The sequence below is a fragment of the Denitrobaculum tricleocarpae genome (genome assembly GCF_007004665.1).
In the GTDB taxonomy this organism is placed as follows: domain Bacteria; phylum Pseudomonadota; class Alphaproteobacteria; order Kiloniellales; family Kiloniellaceae; genus Denitrobaculum; species Denitrobaculum tricleocarpae.
Genome location: NZ_ML660053.1, coordinates 15,356 through 33,032 on the forward strand (window position 1 = coordinate 15,356; position 17,677 = coordinate 33,032).

Here is a 17,677-nt window from a genome sequence, read left to right on the forward strand (position 1 = left end):
ACTTTTATTTAGTCGCAAGCGGATCGGTTTCAAGGGCGGAGTTTTCGCGGGTGTATTGGTACTCCCCTCGAAGTTAAAAATTTCCCATTAATTCATGTATTTGCGGCCAGGCGGTCGCGTCGGGTCGTTGGGAGAACAGGGCCAAACCGGTGCGTTCAGCGGATCTGACTGCGGATCTGAATGATTGGAAAAACGCTCGGGCGTCCCTATGCCGTCTCAGACGACCTGCAAGAGAGCATCCAACCGAGAAACGTGCGGTCGGCACAGGTCGCCGGGGGCACGTGGCGGCCTCAATGATTGATTAACCTTGGGTCACCTATAGTCCGAACAAGTTAATCCGAGGTGTTGTTGATCTGGAAAACAATCTCTTTCTGGTTGTTTTCGCTTCGTCACACGGCTGTAACTATTGGTTGCTGTGAGGTGGAGACGTGATCTTCAAGAAGGGGTTCAAGACATTGACAGTCCGTGAGTCTTAACTGTAAAAGTCTCGTTAGAATCCGGGTGTGACATTCAGGGGATGAAGTCGCTCATCGGTGGTGTAACGACCAAGTCCGACTGAGGATACGGTCTTCGCGTTGGTTTACGCTGTTCTGATCTATTAGGGGAAATCATAAATGCGCCGCTCAAAGGGTCTCATTGGCAGCAATTTAAAGTCTTTGCTGCTGGCCAGTGCTGTACTTCTCCCGTTTGTGTCTCACGCACAGGCGATTTCTCTGAAAGACGCGGTTGCAAACGCGATTTCCACAAACCCGGATATCGGGATTGTCGCGAGCAATCGCGAAGCCGTCGATCAGGAACTGCGGCAGGCGCGAGGCCTCTATTTGCCGCAAATCGATGTGGCCGCCGGTTACGGTGTTGAAACCCTGAACAATCGGACGTCACGTCTGGGCGGCAACGACAGCAGCACCCAAAACCGTAGAGAATCCTCGATCACCCTGCAGCAACGCATCTTCGATGGCTTCGATGCAGACAGCACCGTAGCGCGTGAAAAGGCGCGGGTTGAATCTGCGGCGGAACGGGTCAGAGAGAACAGCGAGTTTCTCGCGCTCGATGTTGTCGGCGCTTATCTCGAGGTTCTGCGTCAGCGCGAGCTGATCACGCTGGCCGAGACAAATCTTCAGGTGCATCTCGATATTGTCGCCTCGCTCGAAGAACGCTTGCGGGCCGGTGGCGGCAGCCGTGCGGATGTCAGCCAGACGGAGGCCCGTGCGGCGCGCGCGCGTGCAACCCTGACACAGACTTACAACGACCTGCGCGATGCCGAGGCTAATTACACGCGGATTGTCGGTGAATTTCCGGATGAATTGAACGCTCCCGATCTGCCGGCCGATGTACTGCCGGTTGATCTGCCGGAAGCATTGGATTTAGCGGTAAAGAACAATCCGACCACCAAGATTTTTGAAGCTGACGTGCGCTCCGCCAACGCCGAAGTGGGGATCTCAGAATCCAGCTTCTACCCGAGTGTCTCCCTCGAAGCCGAGGCCGAATACAATGACGGCGTCGACAGCTTTGATACCTACGAGCAAAATAATCAGGTCATGCTCCGCGTGCGCTGGAACCTCTTCCGCGGCGGCATCGACCGCGCCGCGCGCCAGGAAGCCCTCTCACGTGTCTCGGAGAGTAAGAACCGCCGCTACCAGTCTGTTGTTGAGTCTCAGCGGGAGATGCGTCAGTCGTGGTTTGCCCTGGAGGCCAATCGCCAGGCGGTTTCCGACTTCTCCAGCTCGGTACAGTTCAACATCGAGACCCGTGATGCTTATCTTGAGCAGTTCAACGTAGCACAGCGGACGCTGCTCGATGTTTTGGATGCGGAAAACGAGCTTTTCGTCTCTCAAGGGCAGTTGGTCTCTGCGATGACGAATGAAGAGCTTGCCGCATATCGGGTTCTTGCATTGAGCGGTCAACTCCTCACAACGCTTGGCGTCGCGGCACCAGAGCAGGCCAGCGTCGAACACGAGTCCTGGGCCGAGGGTCTCTTCGACTAGCAGCTTATCTTAGTATTTGGACTTTCGCTGCAATCGAACAGACAGAGCTTTTCCCCCGGTTTTGCAGCAAATGATTGTTTTTTGTCGTCGTGCGTGATGACTTGAGGTTGTCGTGCAGGGCATTGCCTTGCCTCGCGTGTTCGGGTATCTTGTTGGCGATATATGTTTTATGGGTGCCGTTACAGCAATGGTCGACGCGGTTGAGCGATATTCGGAAGCTGAAGACGAGAACGATGCCGTCGTTCTCGATCTAGCAGATCTTTTGCCGGATGATTCCGGGGACGTCGTTCTGTTCTCCGGTGACGAGCTTCCCGTGAACATCAGCGCTCAGGAAGCCGTGATGGAACAGGGTGTTGCAGAGGCACATGTTACGGCAACTGGTGTGGACGTGACCGGCTTAAACTACTACGCCTTTGAAAACGGCGTTACGATTTACAGCCTGACCGACGTAATGATCACAGAGTCCTGATTGCCCAGCCAATCGGCCGTATCTTCGTTCAATCTCCTGAAACAATTAATCTTTTTTACGCGCTAGCGCGCCTGCGCTCCAATTGTTAACCACATGACCGAATAGAAGGTCAGGGGGTCGTTAGAGGGTAGGGCGAGTATTCTTCCCTGCGCCGTCGAAACGCGCCCCGGCGCAACATGAAGGATACGGGCGTCGATGGCGGCAGTATCGCCGTTAACCATATCCTGCCAAACCTCGTTTAAGGAACGGCGTGTTCTGACTTGAAGCACGGCGGTCAGATCCGACCCCACGACCGGGGAGTAAGGTTTCCCCAGCCATCCGGTAAAAGCGGTATTGCATGCGATGATCGTACGATCATGCGAGAGGATCACACCGGGTGTCGGACAGGCTTCAACGAGATCGAGAAGGGATGCCCGCCCGTCGCCCAAACGTCCTTCAGCCAGTCCTCGTTCGGCATCGAGCATGGAGAACACCCGCAGAAAGGACGAAAAGTTCTTTCCCTGATAGGTTTCTTCCAGCTCGGCAATGAATCTTCCAAGGCGAACCTGGTTGCGTTCCGCAAGAGTCTCAAGCGCGCGCCAGAAGACCGGTTCCAGGCGAATCGAGTACCTTCGATTGTTGAACTGAACGATCCTGGGCCGTGGCTCCTGTTCTCCAGGCCTACCTTCTGTTTGTTTCGCCATGGCCTTCCGTTGAGAGCAGGACCAGAACTGGATTAACGAGCTGATGGGTTATCGAAATCGCTGATGCGCTCACCAAACCCGGCTCGTCTCTTGCGGCATTGATCCGTAACTCACCGCCAGAGTCGTTAACCAAGCTCATATAATATTATATAGTTAATGGCAAGTTTGCAGAGGAACGTTGCCGCTCGATTGGAGCTATGGCCCAATCGGCCGCTTAGCGTGGAAAAGACTGAAAAGTTGGAGCTAAAGTCAGGGCAGCATCAGTTCTTCGCTGTCGCCAACGATGGAACCCAGGTCTGTCAGTTTGCTGCGCAAGCCATACCTGCGGGAGAGCTTTGTCTGCGCTGCCGCCGGCAGGTCGGTCATATTGATCACGCGCTTGTCGATCAGAACCGCGATCAAATCCTCCAGCACCCGGATCATATCGATATCCGAGGCTGCCAGGTCTTCCTTCAGGAGGCCGTGCTGTGTGCTGCCGGACTTCTCGAGAAAAGCCTGCAGCTCCGATGAAGACACGTCGATCTCTTCATGCGCCTCGGAGTCGCGCTCGATATGGATCGACGTGATTCGACCGTCGCTGTCCCGTGTCACATAGGGCATTGGAAAAACTCCTGATAAGTCCCTTCAGGCTATGCTGGAGTGGTTAAGTTTGAGTAAGTGCAGTAACGCCGCGTAACCGGGATGAATCCAGCGACGGCATCGGGCAAAGAATTTTGCTGATTTTCAATAGGTTTGATTGACGAATTAGCGTTATCGTTAAGCGCGACAGGCGCAAACCAAAAAGGACGATGGGCTTAATGGCCGATAACACCCTCAAAGCATACCATGATGAGAATTTTATGGGCAGCCCGAATGCCCGTGCCCTGCGGATCCTGGCTGAATACCTGGAGCCGGAGAATCGCTTCAGCAGGTATAAAATCGACGACACAATCGTCTTCTTCGGCTCTGCGCGCATCATCTCGCGAGACGAGGCCGAAGCGGCCCTGGCGGAAGCAAAAAGCGCTGGTGGTGACGTGAAGGCGGCTGAGAAAAAGGTCGAGCTGTCGCACTATTACGAGTCGACCCGGGAGTTGGCGCGCAAGTTCACGGAATGGTCAAAATCACTGGATGATGCCGACAGGCGTTTTGTGGTCTGTACCGGTGGCGGACCGGGGATCATGGAGGCCGCCAACAGGGGAGCATCCGAAGCCCGTGGGGTGAATGTCGGGCTGAATATCTCTCTGCCCTTTGAGCAACACGAAAACCCCTATGCCACTCGCGAACTGATCTTCGAATTCCATTACTTCTTTATGCGCAAGTTTTGGTTCACTTATCTTGCGAAAGCACTGGTGGTGATGCCGGGCGGTTTCGGTACGCTTGATGAGTTGTTCGAAACACTTACGCTGATCCAAACCGACAAGATTCGAAAAAAAATGCCCATCGTGTTGTTCGGGAAGAGCTATTGGGAAAATGTGATTAATTTTCAGACGCTTGTCGACTTTGGGACGATCAGTGAGGAAGATCTGGATTTGTTCCTGCTCACGGACTCAATCGACGAAGCCTATGACTACATTACCGAACAATTGACGACCCACGCGATGAACGTCCGCGGTCCCAGCCTTTGAGGTCTGTAGCAGATTCAAATCAAACAGAGTGGGTATATGTTGCTGATAAAAAAGGAGAAATGCGTTTCTCGTCCAGGTGCTTAAGAGTTCGCCGTGTCGGAAGTCTGTGCGAGCGCGGGGTTTTTCGACAGCGCGTAAAGGAAACCTTCAAGGGCTTGATGGATCATTGCCTTAGATCGGACTCAATTGCCGATAAAATTATCAGCCACGTAAACCGAATGTTCAAATTGAGTATGCTTTTTAGTTTCAAGACCTTTTCCCGTGGTAATCTATCCCAATATTCTCTTTCTGAGAGGAGGGCAACGGACGTAACATAGCCCTACGAAATTTGGGCCGGATTACCAAGAGGGAATGCATCGAGTTCGATGAGTAAGGACGGGAGAAACGATAACGATACCTCGACCGGGATTGTCGTCAAAAGCAAGCCGAAGACGAAAAAACCGGCGATGTATAAAGTTTTGATGCTGAACGACGATTACACGCCGATGGAGTTTGTCGTCCATGTTCTTGAGAGCCTGTTTGGAAAGACGCGAGATGAAGCGACCCGTATCATGCTGCATGTGCACCAGCGTGGAGTCGGTGTCTGCGGCGTCTACAGCTACGAAGTTGCGGAGACCAAGGTCACCCAGGCGATCGATTACGCAAGACAGAACGAACATCCGTTGCAGTGCACGCTAGAAAAGGAATAGTGCCCAGATGCTCTCGAACAACCTAGAACAGACACTGCATCGTGCTTTGGGTTTGGCGAATGAAAGACGCCATGAGTACGCGACGCTCGAGCACCTGTTGCTGGCCTTGACCGACGATCCCGATGCTGTTGCTGTCCTGCGGGCCTGTGGGCTCGATCTCGATAGTCTGCGCGGCGATATCCTCGACTACATCGACAATGACCTGACCAGTCTGATCACCAGCCAACTCGGCGACGCGAAACCGACCGCCGGCTTCCAGCGCGTACTGCAGCGCGCAGCGATCCACGTGCAGTCCTCGGGCCGTGAAGAGGTCACCGGGGCGAACGTTCTGGTCGCGATGTTCTCTGAGCGCGAGAGCCACGCCGTCTACTTCCTGCAGGAGCAGGAAATGAGCCGGCTGGACGCAGTCAATTACATCAGCCATGGCATCGCCAAGGTCGAGGGCATGGAAGAAACCCGCACCGTCCACGGCGCCGACGATGACAGCGATCCCGAGAAAGTGGTGCGCAAGGGCAACGAAGCCCTGGACGCCTACTGCGTTGATTTGAACAAGAAGGCTGCGGACGGACGGATCGATCCGCTGATCGGCCGCGCTCATGAGATTGAGCGTACGATCCAGGTTCTGTGCCGCCGGACCAAGAACAATCCGCTCTACGTCGGTGATCCCGGTGTCGGTAAAACCGCCATTGCCGAGGGCCTGGCAAAGCGGATCGTCGATGAGGACGTGCCCAACGTTCTGCTGGACGCGACGATCTATTCGCTGGATATGGGCGCACTTCTCGCGGGCACCCGCTATCGCGGTGATTTCGAAGAACGCCTGAAGGCGGTGATTTCCGAGATCGAAGCGATGGATCACGCGATCCTCTTCATCGACGAAATCCATACGGTCATCGGTGCCGGGGCAACCTCAGGCGGTGCCATGGATGCCTCGAACCTGCTCAAGCCGGCGCTGCAGAGCGGCGCACTTCGCTGCATCGGCTCGACCACCTACAAGGAATACCGCACGCACTTCGAAAAGGACCGCGCGCTGGTGCGCCGTTTTCAGAAGGTCGACGTCAACGAGCCCAGCGTCGAGGATGCGGTCAAAATCCTGCGCGGCTTGAAGCCATACTATGAAGAGCACCATAAGGTCCGTTACACCAGCGAAGCGCTTCGTTCCGCGGTTGAGCTCTCCGCACGCTATATCGGCGACCGGAAGCTTCCCGATAAGGCGATCGATGTGATCGATGAGGTCGGCGCGTCGCAGATGCTGTTGCCCGAATCCAAGCGTAAAAAGACGCTCGGGGTGAAAGACGTCGAGGCGGTGGTTGCTAAGATCGCCCGGATCCCTCCAAAGTCGGTTTCCAAGGACGATACGGCGGCGCTTCAGAACCTGGAGCGCGATCTCAAGACCATGGTCTTCGGTCAGGATCAGGCCATCGTGGCGCTGTCCGCGGCGATCAAGCTGGCGCGTGCCGGTTTGCGCGATGCTGAGAAGCCGATCGGCAGCTATCTTTTCTCTGGTCCGACCGGCGTCGGTAAGACCGAGGTCGCGAAACAGCTCGCCCGGTCACTCGGGGTGGAGATGAAACGCTTCGATATGTCGGAATACATGGAACGGCATTCAATCTCCCGCTTGATCGGCGCTCCTCCGGGATATGTCGGCTTCGATCAGGGCGGTCTTCTGACCGACGCCATCGATCAGCATCCCCATTGTGTCTTGCTGCTGGACGAAATCGAGAAGGCCCACCCGGACCTTTTCAATATTCTGCTGCAGGTGATGGATTACGGTAAGCTGACCGACCACAACGGCAAGTCGGTCGACTTCCGTAACGTCATCATCATCATGACCACCAACGCCGGTGCGTCCGATATGGCGAAACCCGCCATGGGCTTTGGCCGCGAGGCGCGTGTCGGTGAGGACGAGGAAGCGATCAACCGCTTCTTCACACCGGAATTCCGGAACCGTCTGGACTCCACCATCAGCTTTAAGAACCTCTCGCCGGATGTGATGGTCCGCGTGGTCGACAAGTTCGTGATCGAGCTGGAAGCTCAGCTTGCGGACCGGAATGTGGCCATCGATCTGACCGATGCGGCCCGTGAGTGGCTTGCGAAGATCGGGTATGATCCCCTTTACGGCGCGCGTCCGCTGGCACGTGTGATCCAGGAGCAGATCAAGAAGGCGCTCGCTGAAGAGCTGCTGTTCGGCAAGCTTCACAAGGGCGGACATGTCCGTGTCGACGTGAAGAAAGACACACCGGTCTTCACCTATCCGAAGGCCAAGGCGGACGCAAAGAAGACTGCGGCCAAGAAACGGAAGCCCAAGGCAAAGCCTGAAACCGTTTCCTGATCGGGTTCAGTCTGTACCAAGATCAAAGCTGCCGCTCTTCATGGGCGGCAGCTTTTTCGTGTCTGCGGATTGACTTGCCAGACAGGTTAGGGTGCGGCGTGACAAACAGTATCTGCCGCTTTGTGATCATCTGGGTCTCTATCGCGGCATCGCAAGGCGCGCGCTCAATGCTCTTGTGACTTGATCACTCCTTCTTGAAGGGACTGTATTCGGCAAGAGCCTCGATATCCCGCCGGACCGATGCGCTCTCGCGCTGTATAAAGTCGGAAATCGCCTCGTTGAAGCCGGCGTCGCGGATCCAATGGGCACTGTAGGTCTCGACGGGCAGGTAACCGCGCTGGATCTTGTGCTCACCCTGTGCACCCGCCTCGACGTACTTCAGACCCTGTTCGATCGCGTACTCGATGGCCTGATAGTAGCAGGCCTCGAAGTGCAGGAAACGGTAGTTGCCGTGGCAGCCCCAGTTGCGGCCAAAGAGGGTGTCTCCGCTTTTCAAATTAAGCGCACCTGCGACGATCTCGTCTTCGTCTTCGGCAATCATCAGAACAACGTTGTCGGCAAGGCTGGCACCTATGCGGTCGAAGAACTCGCGGGTCAGATAGGCCTGGCCCCACTTCTTGTCGGTGGTTGCCAGATAGAAGCTATAAAACTTGTCCCAATGAAGGGCGGTGATGTCATCACCACTGACGGCTTTCAGGACGATGCCGCTTTCCGCGACCTTGCGGCGTTCCTTTTTGATCGCTTTGCGTTTGCGTGACGCAAGGTCGCCGAGAAAGTCATCGAAGGAGCCGTAGTCCCTGTTTTCCCAGTGATATTGCAGACCGATGCGCTTCAAGAGACCGGCTTCGCCCAGTTGCTCCCACTGGCCTTTGCTGGGAAAGGTGATATGGAGTGAAGACACGTCGTGACGGCGCCCGAGTTCGAGCATTCCCGCAATCAGGGCATTGCGCACCGTATCCTGATCGCAGTCCGGGCGCAGGAGCAGGCGCGGGCCTGTCGCCGGCGTGAAGGGCACACAGACCTGCAGCTTGGGATAATAGGACCCGCCCGCGCGGTGGTAGGCATCGGCCCAGCCCCAATCGAAGATGTATTCGCCGTAGGAATGGCTTTTGAGATAGAGCGGCACGGCGCCCGCGATGCGTCCGGTCTCATCCTTGATGGTCAGATGCTGCGGCTGCCAGCCGGTTTCCGCGCAGGCCGAGCCGCTTTCTTCCAGCGCATTGAGAAAGGCATGACTCACGAAGGGATTGTCGCCTGCACAGGCATCCCACTCCGCCCAGGGAATATCTGAGATCCGCGCGTGCACCGCGATGGCTATGCTGTCACTTCCGTCGGGCAAAGTTGTGTCCTGTTGTCATTAAGCGCTCCCAAGAGAGGTTTGCAGCTTTCTTGAAAGCCGTAAGACTTATTCCATTTTCTCAAATCTAAGATATGAACATGGTGTCGTCACAGTTTTCTGACCAGATGCTCCTTTAAAGAAGGCAATTGACGAATGTTGTATAGACAAGTTGCGCAACTTAGCCTCTTCCTGGCTTTTATCTCGCTCGTTGGATTAACGGGTGTGGTAGAGGCTGCGGGAATTCCGCAACGTCAGGCCTCCTACTCCGCCGATGCCGTGTTTCAGATTAACGAACGGCAGATTGCCTCCAAGGTTTATCATCACGAGGGCAAGGAGCGGCGGGAGTTTCGGCTCGCGGGCGTGCCTCAGGTTTTGATCATGCGGCCGTCTGAGAACCGGGTTGTCTACCTTCTGCCTCTGATCAACGTCGGTATGGAGCTGACGCTGGGGCCGGGCGAATCCTTGCCCGATCTGCGCCAATTCGCTTCTCTGAAGCCCAAAAAGCTGGGCCGCGAGAAGATCAGCGGTCTTTCCACCACGAAATACGATGTCGAGCGCCTGAAGGCGAAGAACCCCTACACCGTGACACTCTGGCTGACCGACGACGGCATCCCGGTCCAGGCCGAAGCCTCTGATACACGCGGCGACTATCGGATGCTTCAAAGCAACATCCGCCGGGGAGTCCAGGATGCCAGCCTGTTCGAAGTGCCTGAGGGAATCAAACTGGCCCCGGTTGACGCCGAGACCCTTCGTGGTTTCTTCGGGGGATAGTGTGAGGGCGCGGCCAATCAGTCGGCCTGAAGATACCAGTCGTATTCAGCCTGGCTGATGTGACTTTCGAAACGATCCAGTTCCGCATGCTTGCAGGCGACATAGGCTTCCAGGTAGTCCGCACCAAAGTAGCACGCGAGCAGCTTGGTTTCGCTCAGGCGATCCAGCGCCCGTCGCGGCCTGAAGGGCAGATCGGGATCGTAAGCGTGGCCGGTGTTCCCTTCCGCCGGCGCGCCCGGGTCACTTTTATGAGTCAGTCCATGGTGAATTCCGGCCAGAGCGGTCGCCAGGGTGAGATATGGGTTCGCGTCTGCGCCTGCGATGCGGTGTTCGATCCGCCTGGCCGCGCCGTCGCCAAGAGGGATCCGCAAGGCGACCGAGCGATTCTCGAAACCCCAGCAGCGCCGGATCGGCACGAAAATGTCGGGCACGTATCGCCGGAATGAATTCACATTGGGCGCCAGGAACGCCATCGCTTCGGGCAGGGTCTCAAGTACGCCGCCGAGTGCGTGTTTCAGCCGCGGACTGGCTGGCTCATTGCCGCCGTCGAAGACGTTGCGTCCTTTGTCGTCCAGGAGCGAGATGTGCATGTGCAGGCCGCTTCCCGCCTGCTCCAGGAAGGGTTTGGCCATGAAACTGGCCTGGAAGCCGTGTTTGCGGGCGACACCCTTGACCGTGCGCTTGAAGAAGATGCAGTGGTCCGCCGCCTTCATGGCGTCGTCGAGGTGATGCAGATTGATCTCGAACTGACCGGGGGCGTATTCCGATGTAATCGCACCGGTAACAATGCCCTGTGCCTCGCAGGCCGCGCCGATTTCTTCGATCACAGCAGAAAAGCCGTCGAGGGCATCCATGCCGTAGACCTGGGTGCCGCTGTCCCGTTGGCCCGTCAAGGGCGAAACCGGTGGCTGGGGAACACCGCCTTCTGCGCGCTCACGGTCGAAAAGATAGAACTCCAGCTCGAAGGCGACCACGGGCCGTAAGCTCAGTGCTTTGAGCTGTCTGAGAGTCGATAGCAGGATGTTGCGGGGTTCATAGGGATAGGGGCTGCCATTCGCTTCCTGCAGCGTAATCAAGGCCTGGGCGCTGGGTTGCTGCGCCCAGGGAACAGGCAGTAACGTGCCTTCGACGATCTTGGCAACCCGGTCCGGATCTCCGTCGGAAAAGCCCAGGCCAGCCGGGTCGTGGCTCTGACCCATGGTGTCAAGCATATAGACCGAGGCGGGGAATGCGAGTCCGTCGCTTGTGACCTTACCAAACTCTGACATGGGGTAGCGTTTGCCGCGAATCACGCCTGAAAGATCAGGGAAGATCGCATCGAGGTGCCGGGTATCCGGGTAACGGGCGAGAAAGTCCGCGGCTTCGGGTGTCAGCTTTGTCACTGTATCAGGCATGGTCATATTCAGCCGCGCGGGCGGGTCCGGGTCAAGCCTGGACCAGGGCGGCTATTCAAGCTCTGCGGTTGCTTCAACTTCAACAGCGACGCCAAAAGGCAGGGATCCGGCCGAGACGGCTGCCCGGCAGTGACGGCCTTTGTCACCAAATACCTCAACCATCAGATCCGATGCGCCATTGATGACTTTTGGCTGATCGCCGAAGTCCGGCGTAGAATTGACGTAGCCGCCCAGGCGTATCACCTGCTTGATCTTATCCAGATCTCCGCCACAGGCGGCCTTGAGCTGGGAAATGACATTGATGCCGCAGAGCCGGGCAGCGGCCACGCCTTCGTCAATGGAGATCGAGTCGCCCAGTTTGCCCTGATAGTGAAAGGCGCCGTCCTTGATCGTCACCTGACCGGAAACGTAAATCGTCTTGCCGCTGATGACATAGCCGACGTAGTTGGCCACCGGCGCTGCCGCTTCCGGAATTTCGATCCCGAGCTCCGCCAAACGCGCATCAATCTGTCCCGCCATGGGTCTTCGTCCTCACCTATCTGGATTTCAAAATCTGGACGAACGTTATAGCTGATACCCGCACCGGTTAGCCAGTGTCGCGCATCCAGTCAAATCGCTCTCTAATTGCGAAAGCGGAAGATCCTGTCGCCAACCTTGAGGTCGCGATAGTTGCTGGGGACGCTCGAGAGCCTGCCGGATCGAAGGTCATCCCAGAGGGATTCGGTGGTCACGTTGTAAGCAAGGCTGACCGAACGCCATTCTTCCCCTTTCAGTTCAAGGACATAAATCGCCTGACGGCCATTCGCGGCGCGTGTTGCAAAAATAAGTTCATCCCCCGGATGATCAGCCAGATCAATTGCGGTGATGAGACAGTCCTGTCCGTCCGTTTGACCGCAGGTCTTGAGCAGCGAAGTGATACTGTGCAGGTTCGCGCTCAGGAGACTCTCCGGCAACTGCAAGCCCGCCGGCACCAATTCAACACGGTCCGGATCACTTAACGTGGCGATTTCACTCTCCAGGGCCGCAATTTCGGGCTGTCTTCGCCAAATCCCCTCCTCGTTGGATTTTGCCAGGAGATCAAGCTTGGAGATTACAACATCACGCTCTGCAATACCGGAGTCTTCACGGATACGCTTCAGGGCCTCACGGCCCGGCGCGCCCAGTTCGAACTTCATGAAGCCGTAGTCAAAGCTCTCCGCATCTACAGCGCCGGTGGTCAGGCGCTCATACTGACTGCGCGCGCTCAGCACGAAAGGATCGGCGAAAGGCGTTTGCATGATCAGTGCAATGGCGGCCACAGCCAACGCGATGAAGACGTTGGCACGCCGGCAGACCGCCATCCAACGGTCGCGGAACAGGAGTGAGGCGACATAGGCAATTGCGTAAATGGCGAGGATTCCTGTTCCCACGGCGATCCAGACGCGCTCGGGCGTGAGGCCATAGTCCACAATTCGCAGGGAGATGGCGTAGGCGGCAAAGCCGCTGAAAAACAGCAAGGCGGGCAGCATTACCACTGTGGCTATGCGAAGCGGTTGGCCGGCCGCAAGGGCTTCGCTGCCGTCCCGCAGTACCGCATTGCTCAGGATGATGCCGATCGTAATCAGGGAGAGGATTGTTGCCGAGGCACTGACGACACTGGCGAGTTTTTCGAACCCGCCAAAGGACAGGGCCGCTAGAAAACCGACTGCCAGGACCAGAAAAACCGGGTTCAGGATCGACAGCAGCGCAAAGAGGATTGCTCGTAGGGATGCCACGATCCGCGCATAGTCGCGGGCGATGAAGATTCCAAGCGCTGTGGCACCCGCTTTAGCCGAAACATCGAACATCGGCTCGTGGAGTAAGGTTATGAGTGCATCAATTCCAACGCTCTCGAAAAGGAGGGCGAAGAGGAAAAGGATCAGCCAGAACAGCCACATGAAGCCGAGGCCGACAAGGGCGAGGAGGCCGTTGTTCCAGGAATGGACGAAGAGGCCTTCATAGGAGAAGGAGAGGTCGCCGTCATCCAGCCAGGTTTGAAAGAAGGGTAGAAGGATGTAGGCGAAAATGATGGCCTGACCGGCGAGGAGAAACAGCAATCCCGCGTTCGCCGACAATTCGATCCCAAAGCGGTAAATCGAAGTTGCAGCGAGCAGGCCCAGGCAAAGCACAGAAGTAATGGCGAAGACTGATGCCGCCGGGACCTTTCCGGGACGCGCGCTCAAAACAAACAAAAGCGGTCCGAGCAGCAGCGCCTGCGATAGAGAAAATGACAGCGCAATGTCGTCGACGTGTTCGACTGTCAGATAGGTCAGTAGGCCGCAGATAATTCCGATAACGAGGAAGAGGCCGGCCCATGCCTTTGGCAGTCTTTCCTGCTGAGGCACGGTCAGGGTTTCATTCGAGCTCATGAATCCATTCGTATGTTTAAAATCGAATTGGTCGAAAAATAGTGACGTAAAATCTGCAACAGACTCTGCGATCGAGGTGACGAAATTATGGCGATGCGGAAACGTCTGTGACGAGGAGTTTCAGGCGATAGCGCTTCAGGTCCGCTGCATAGCAGACAGAAAAACGGGGTGCCTTAAATAAGGGCACCCCGAAGTTAACAGGGAGAACTGGGGCCTGTGGTCACAGGCCCAACCGCTCCCGAGATGGCTGGCTCAGGAACAGCCGCTGGTGCTGCCGCAGGTTGCACACTTCATGCAGGTCCCGTTGCGTACCAGCGTAAAGTTGCCGCAGTCTCCGCAAGGATCGCCCTCATAGCCCTTAATGCGTGCTTCACGCACACGTTCCAGGCGTTTGCTGGCTGCTGTGGAGTCCGCGGCCTCGCCGGCGGCAGTTGGCGTCGGAGCTCCGGAAGGAGCCGCCGATGTTGACAGAGATGCGCCGACGAGTTCAGGAGACGGGCCGCTTCCGGCTGGTGCCGGGGCTGCCGTCGATGAGGTTATCTGGGAGACATTGGAGGCTGCTGCTGCGCCCGACGAAACATCGCCGCCAGCACTGCCGCCGTTGAAAACCAGCAGCTGATTGCGAACATACCCGGTGGACGCAACCCGGCGGACGGTCTCGGCGACCGCTTCCCGGGTGTCTTCCGGCAGGTTGCCTTCCTCGTCACCGCGTCCGACAGAATCAGGCATGACGTCGGCGGGCTCCACGTGGGCCAGATCGTTGCGGCCCAGATAGGAAATCGCCAGTTCCCGGAAGATGTAGTCGATCACCGAGGTTGCCATCTTGATAGCGTCGTTGCCTTCGACCATGCCCGAAGGCTCGAAGCGGGTGAAGGTGAAGGCCTCGACGTATTCCTCGAGTGGCACGCCGTACTGCAGGCCGATCGAGATTGCGATGGCGAAGTTGTTCATCAGGCTCCGGAAGGCGGCGCCTTCCTTATGCATATCGATGAAGATTTCACCGATCGATCCGTCCTCGTACTCACCGGTCCGCAGGTAGACTTTGTGGCCGCCGACGATGGCTTTCTGAGTGTAACCCTTCCGCCGTTGCGGCAGCTTTGCGCGCTCGGTCTGACGTTCGATGATCCGCTCGATGATGCGTTCGGCGATAATCTCCGCGCGCTGACCGGACGGTGCATCGGCAACCTGTTCGGCGAGCGTCTCGTCGTCTTCGTCGGCATCCTCTTCCAGGATGGCCGTCGAAAGGGGTTGCGAGAGCTTGGAACCATCCCGATAGAGCGCATTCGCTTTCAAGCCGAGACGCCATGACAGCATATAGGCATCTTTGCAATCGTCGACAGAGGCCTGGTTCGGCATGTTGATGGTCTTTGAAATCGCACCTGAGATAAAGGGCTGGGCGGCGGCCATCATCCGGATGTGGCTCTCGGCGCTCAGATAGCGCTTGCCGATCCGGCCGCAGGCGTTGGCGCAGTCGAAGACGGGCAGGTGCTCGTCTTTCAGGCCCGGTGCACCTTCCAGAGTCATGGCGCCGGTGCAGTAAGTGTTGGCCGCTTCCACATCGGCCTTGGTAAAGCCCAGGGTTGCCAGCATGTCGAAGGAAACATCATCCAGCTGCTCTGCGCTGATGCCCAGAACCTTGGTGCAGAACTCTTCACCAAGAGTCCATTTGTTGAAGGTGAACTTGATGTCGAAAGCCGAGCCGAGGCTGGCTTCGATGGCCTGCAATGCTGCTTCGGTGAAGCCCTTGGCCCGCAAGCTCTCATGGTTGACGCCCGGAGCCCCTACCAAGGTGCCGTGACCGACCGCGTAGCCAACGATGTCCTCGATCTGGCCGTCGTCATAGCCAAGAGTCTCGAGAGCCTCGGGGACGGTGCGGTTGATAATCTTGAAGTAACCGCCGCCGGCCAGCTTCTTGAACTTCACGATCGCGAAGTCAGGCTCGATCCCCGTGGTGTCGCAATCCATCACCAGACCGATCGTGCCGGTCGGTGCGATGACCGTGGTCTGAGCGTTGCGGTAGCCGTGCTTTTCACCCTTGGCCAACGCCTCGTCCCAGGCCCGTTTCGCCGCCTTCACCAGGGCCTTGTCCGGACAGCTGGAGGAGTCAAGCGGAACCGGTTTGACCGAGAGCTCTTCATAACCTTCGCTCTGGCCGTGCGCCGCCCTGCGATGGTTGCGCATGACCCGGAGCATTTCCTCGCGGTTTTCGTCATAACCGGGGAAAGCGCCTAATTCACCCGCGATCTCGGCGGAAGTGGCATAGGCTACGCCGGTCATGGTTGCGCTCAAGGCCCCGCAGATGCCTCGGCCTTCATCGGAATCGTAGGCAATGCCGTCGGCCATCAGCAGGCCGCCGATGTTGGCGTAGCCAAGCCCCAGGGTCCGGTAGGCGTAGCTGAGCTGCGCAATTTCACGCGACGGGAACTGCGCCATCATCACCGACACCTCAAGTGTAAGGGTCCAGAGGCGCACCGCGTGTTCGTAGGACGCGATATCGAAGCGGCCGTCTTCATGACGGAAGGTCATCAGGTTCAATGACGCCAGATTACAGGCCGTATCGTCCAGGAACATGTATTCGGAGCAAGGATTGGATCCGTTGATCCGGCCCGACACCGGGCAGGTATGCCACTCGTTGATCGTGCTGTCGTACTGCATGCCCGGATCGGCGCAGGCCCAGGCCGCCTGAGCGATCTTGTCCCAGAGCTCGCGGGCTTTGATGGTCTTGTGAACACCGCCGTCGGTCCGGCGCAGCAGTGCCCAGTCACCGTCATTCTCCACGGCTTCGAAAAAGCCGTTGGGTGCGCGCACGGAGTTATTGGAATTCTGGCCCGAAACCGTCAGATAGGCGTCCGAATCCCAATCGGTGTCGTAGGTTTTGAATTCGATCGAGGAATAGCCCTGGCCCGCGTACTGGATAGTCCGCTGGATGGCGTTATCAGGCACCAGTGCTTTGCGAGCTGCGCGGATCGCCTTTTTCAGAAGCGGATTCTTCTTGGGATCGAGCAGTGCTTCCGTCGTTTCGTCGCCTTCACCGACGTGGCAGGCTTTCATGACATCATTCAGAAACTTCTCGCAGGTCTTCGAACCCGTAACCAGGGCCGCAACCTTCTGTTCCTCGACGACCTTCCAGTCGATGTAGTCCTCGATATCAGGGTGGTCGAGATCAACGGTGACCATTTTGGCCGCCCGGCGTGTGGTGCCGCCCGACTTGATCGCGCCGGCTGCCCGGTCCCCGATTTTCAGGAAGCTCATGAGGCCGGAGGATTTGCCGCCGCCTGCGAGGCTCTCTTCAGCACCGCGGAGTTTCGAGAAGTTGGTGCCGGTTCCCGAACCGTACTTGAACAGACGTGCTTCGCGGACCCAGAGGTCCATGATGCCGTTATCGTTCACCAGATCATCGTTGACCGACTGAATGAAGCAGGCATGGGGCTGCGGATGTTCGTATGCGGAGGCGGAGCGGACCAGCTCACCGCTCTCGAAGTGTACGTAGTAGTGACCCTGGCTTGGGCCGTCGATGCCGTAGGCCCAGTGCAGGCCGGTATTGAACCACTGCGGCGAATTCGGTGCGGCCATCTGGCGGACCAGCATGTAGCGCATCTCGTCGAAGTAGGCGCGGGCGTCTTCTTCTGCGTCGAAATAGCCGCCTTTCCAGCCCCAATACGTCCAGGTGCCCGCCATGCGGTCGAACACTTGCTTGGCGCTGTGTTCGCCGACGATCCGATCGTCTTCATCCAGGTCCTCGAGTGCCTTTTTATCGGGAGCGGAGCGCCAGAGCCAAGCGGGGATGTTGTCTTCGCGAACGCGGCTCAACTTGCGGGGCACACCGCGCTTACGGAAGTACTTTTGGGCAAGAATATCGCACGCAACCTGGCTCCAGGCGGCAGGAACCTCGATGTCCCGCGCCTCAAAGACGATCGACCCATCCGGATTACGGATCTCGCTCGATGTTTTTCTGAATTCGATGGAGTCGTATACGTCTTTGCCGACCTCGGTAAAGCGACGTGCGATGCGCATGCCGTGTCCTCTC

General features: G+C 57.3%; 13 protein-coding genes. 6 read left to right on the top strand and 7 right to left on the bottom strand.

The window, feature by feature from the left end; all coding sequences use genetic code 11:
• Positions 1-614 precede the first annotated feature (614 nt).
• Together FKG95_RS04905 and FKG95_RS04910 are read left to right on the top strand one after the other, a co-directional pair.
• On the top strand, positions 615-1,985 hold the full coding sequence (locus FKG95_RS04905; RefSeq protein ID WP_142895227.1) for a TolC family outer membrane protein: 1,371 nt from the start codon (positions 615-617) through the stop codon (positions 1,983-1,985).
• A 169-nt stretch (positions 1,986-2,154) separates the two neighbouring features.
• Positions 2,155-2,454 carry a hypothetical protein gene (locus FKG95_RS04910; protein WP_142895228.1) on the top strand — a complete coding sequence of 100 codons (300 nt, stop codon included), beginning with the start codon at positions 2,155-2,157 and terminating at the stop codon, positions 2,452-2,454.
• A gap of 62 nt (positions 2,455-2,516) precedes the next feature.
• Here the strand turns inward: FKG95_RS04910 and FKG95_RS04915 are convergent, their stop codons facing one another.
• Positions 2,517-3,137 (bottom strand): ribbon-helix-helix domain-containing protein, encoded by a 621-nt coding sequence (locus FKG95_RS04915; RefSeq protein ID WP_142895229.1) that lies wholly within the window; start codon positions 3,135-3,137, stop codon positions 2,517-2,519.
• Positions 3,138-3,386: 249 nt separating this feature from the next.
• Positions 3,387-3,737 carry a hypothetical protein gene (locus tag FKG95_RS04920; protein WP_142895230.1) on the bottom strand — a complete coding sequence of 117 codons (351 nt, stop codon included), beginning with the start codon at positions 3,735-3,737 and terminating at the stop codon, positions 3,387-3,389.
• Between the two features lie 197 nt (positions 3,738-3,934).
• On the opposite strand from FKG95_RS04920, the gene FKG95_RS04925 reads away from it, so the two are divergent.
• The 3 genes from FKG95_RS04925 (at position 3,935) to clpA (ending at position 7,759) form a co-directional block, all read left to right on the top strand.
• Positions 3,935-4,741, top strand: coding sequence for an LOG family protein (locus tag FKG95_RS04925; RefSeq protein WP_246116691.1), 807 nt, complete (start codon positions 3,935-3,937; stop codon positions 4,739-4,741).
• Between the two features lie 365 nt (positions 4,742-5,106).
• Positions 5,107-5,430, top strand: a complete 324-nt coding sequence (gene clpS / locus FKG95_RS04930; protein ID WP_142895232.1) for an ATP-dependent Clp protease adapter ClpS — start codon at positions 5,107-5,109, stop codon at positions 5,428-5,430.
• A 7-nt stretch (positions 5,431-5,437) separates the two neighbouring features.
• Entirely contained in the window at positions 5,438-7,759 is a 2,322-nt protein-coding gene (clpA, locus tag FKG95_RS04935; protein WP_142895233.1) for an ATP-dependent Clp protease ATP-binding subunit ClpA, read from the top strand.
• Positions 7,760-7,943: 184 nt separating this feature from the next.
• On the opposite strand, the gene FKG95_RS04940 is transcribed toward clpA, so the two are convergent.
• Positions 7,944-9,098: a GNAT family N-acetyltransferase gene (locus FKG95_RS04940; protein ID WP_142895234.1), complete on the bottom strand. Its 1,155-nt coding sequence runs from the start codon at positions 9,096-9,098 to the stop codon at positions 7,944-7,946.
• A 153-nt stretch (positions 9,099-9,251) separates the two neighbouring features.
• On the opposite strand from FKG95_RS04940, the gene FKG95_RS04945 reads away from it, so the two are divergent.
• The gene (locus tag FKG95_RS04945; RefSeq protein WP_142895235.1) at positions 9,252-9,869 is read left to right on the top strand and encodes a hypothetical protein; all 618 of its coding nucleotides are present in this window, start codon (positions 9,252-9,254) and stop codon (positions 9,867-9,869) included.
• Between the two features lie 17 nt (positions 9,870-9,886).
• On the opposite strand, the gene FKG95_RS04950 is transcribed toward FKG95_RS04945, so the two are convergent.
• The 4 genes from FKG95_RS04950 to FKG95_RS04965 form a co-directional block, all read right to left on the bottom strand.
• On the bottom strand, positions 9,887-11,263 hold the full coding sequence (locus FKG95_RS04950) for a glutamine synthetase family protein (RefSeq protein ID WP_142895236.1): 1,377 nt from the start codon (positions 11,261-11,263) through the stop codon (positions 9,887-9,889).
• A 51-nt stretch (positions 11,264-11,314) separates the two neighbouring features.
• A complete protein-coding gene (locus FKG95_RS04955) occupies positions 11,315-11,782 on the bottom strand; it encodes a RidA family protein (protein ID WP_142895237.1) in 468 nt (155 codons plus the stop codon).
• A 101-nt stretch (positions 11,783-11,883) separates the two neighbouring features.
• The gene (locus FKG95_RS04960; RefSeq protein ID WP_142895238.1) at positions 11,884-13,650 is read right to left on the bottom strand and encodes a DUF4153 domain-containing protein; all 1,767 of its coding nucleotides are present in this window, start codon (positions 13,648-13,650) and stop codon (positions 11,884-11,886) included.
• A gap of 252 nt (positions 13,651-13,902) precedes the next feature.
• Positions 13,903-17,664, bottom strand: coding sequence for a vitamin B12-dependent ribonucleotide reductase (locus FKG95_RS04965; RefSeq protein WP_142895239.1), 3,762 nt, complete (start codon positions 17,662-17,664; stop codon positions 13,903-13,905).
• Positions 17,665-17,677 lie beyond the last annotated feature (13 nt).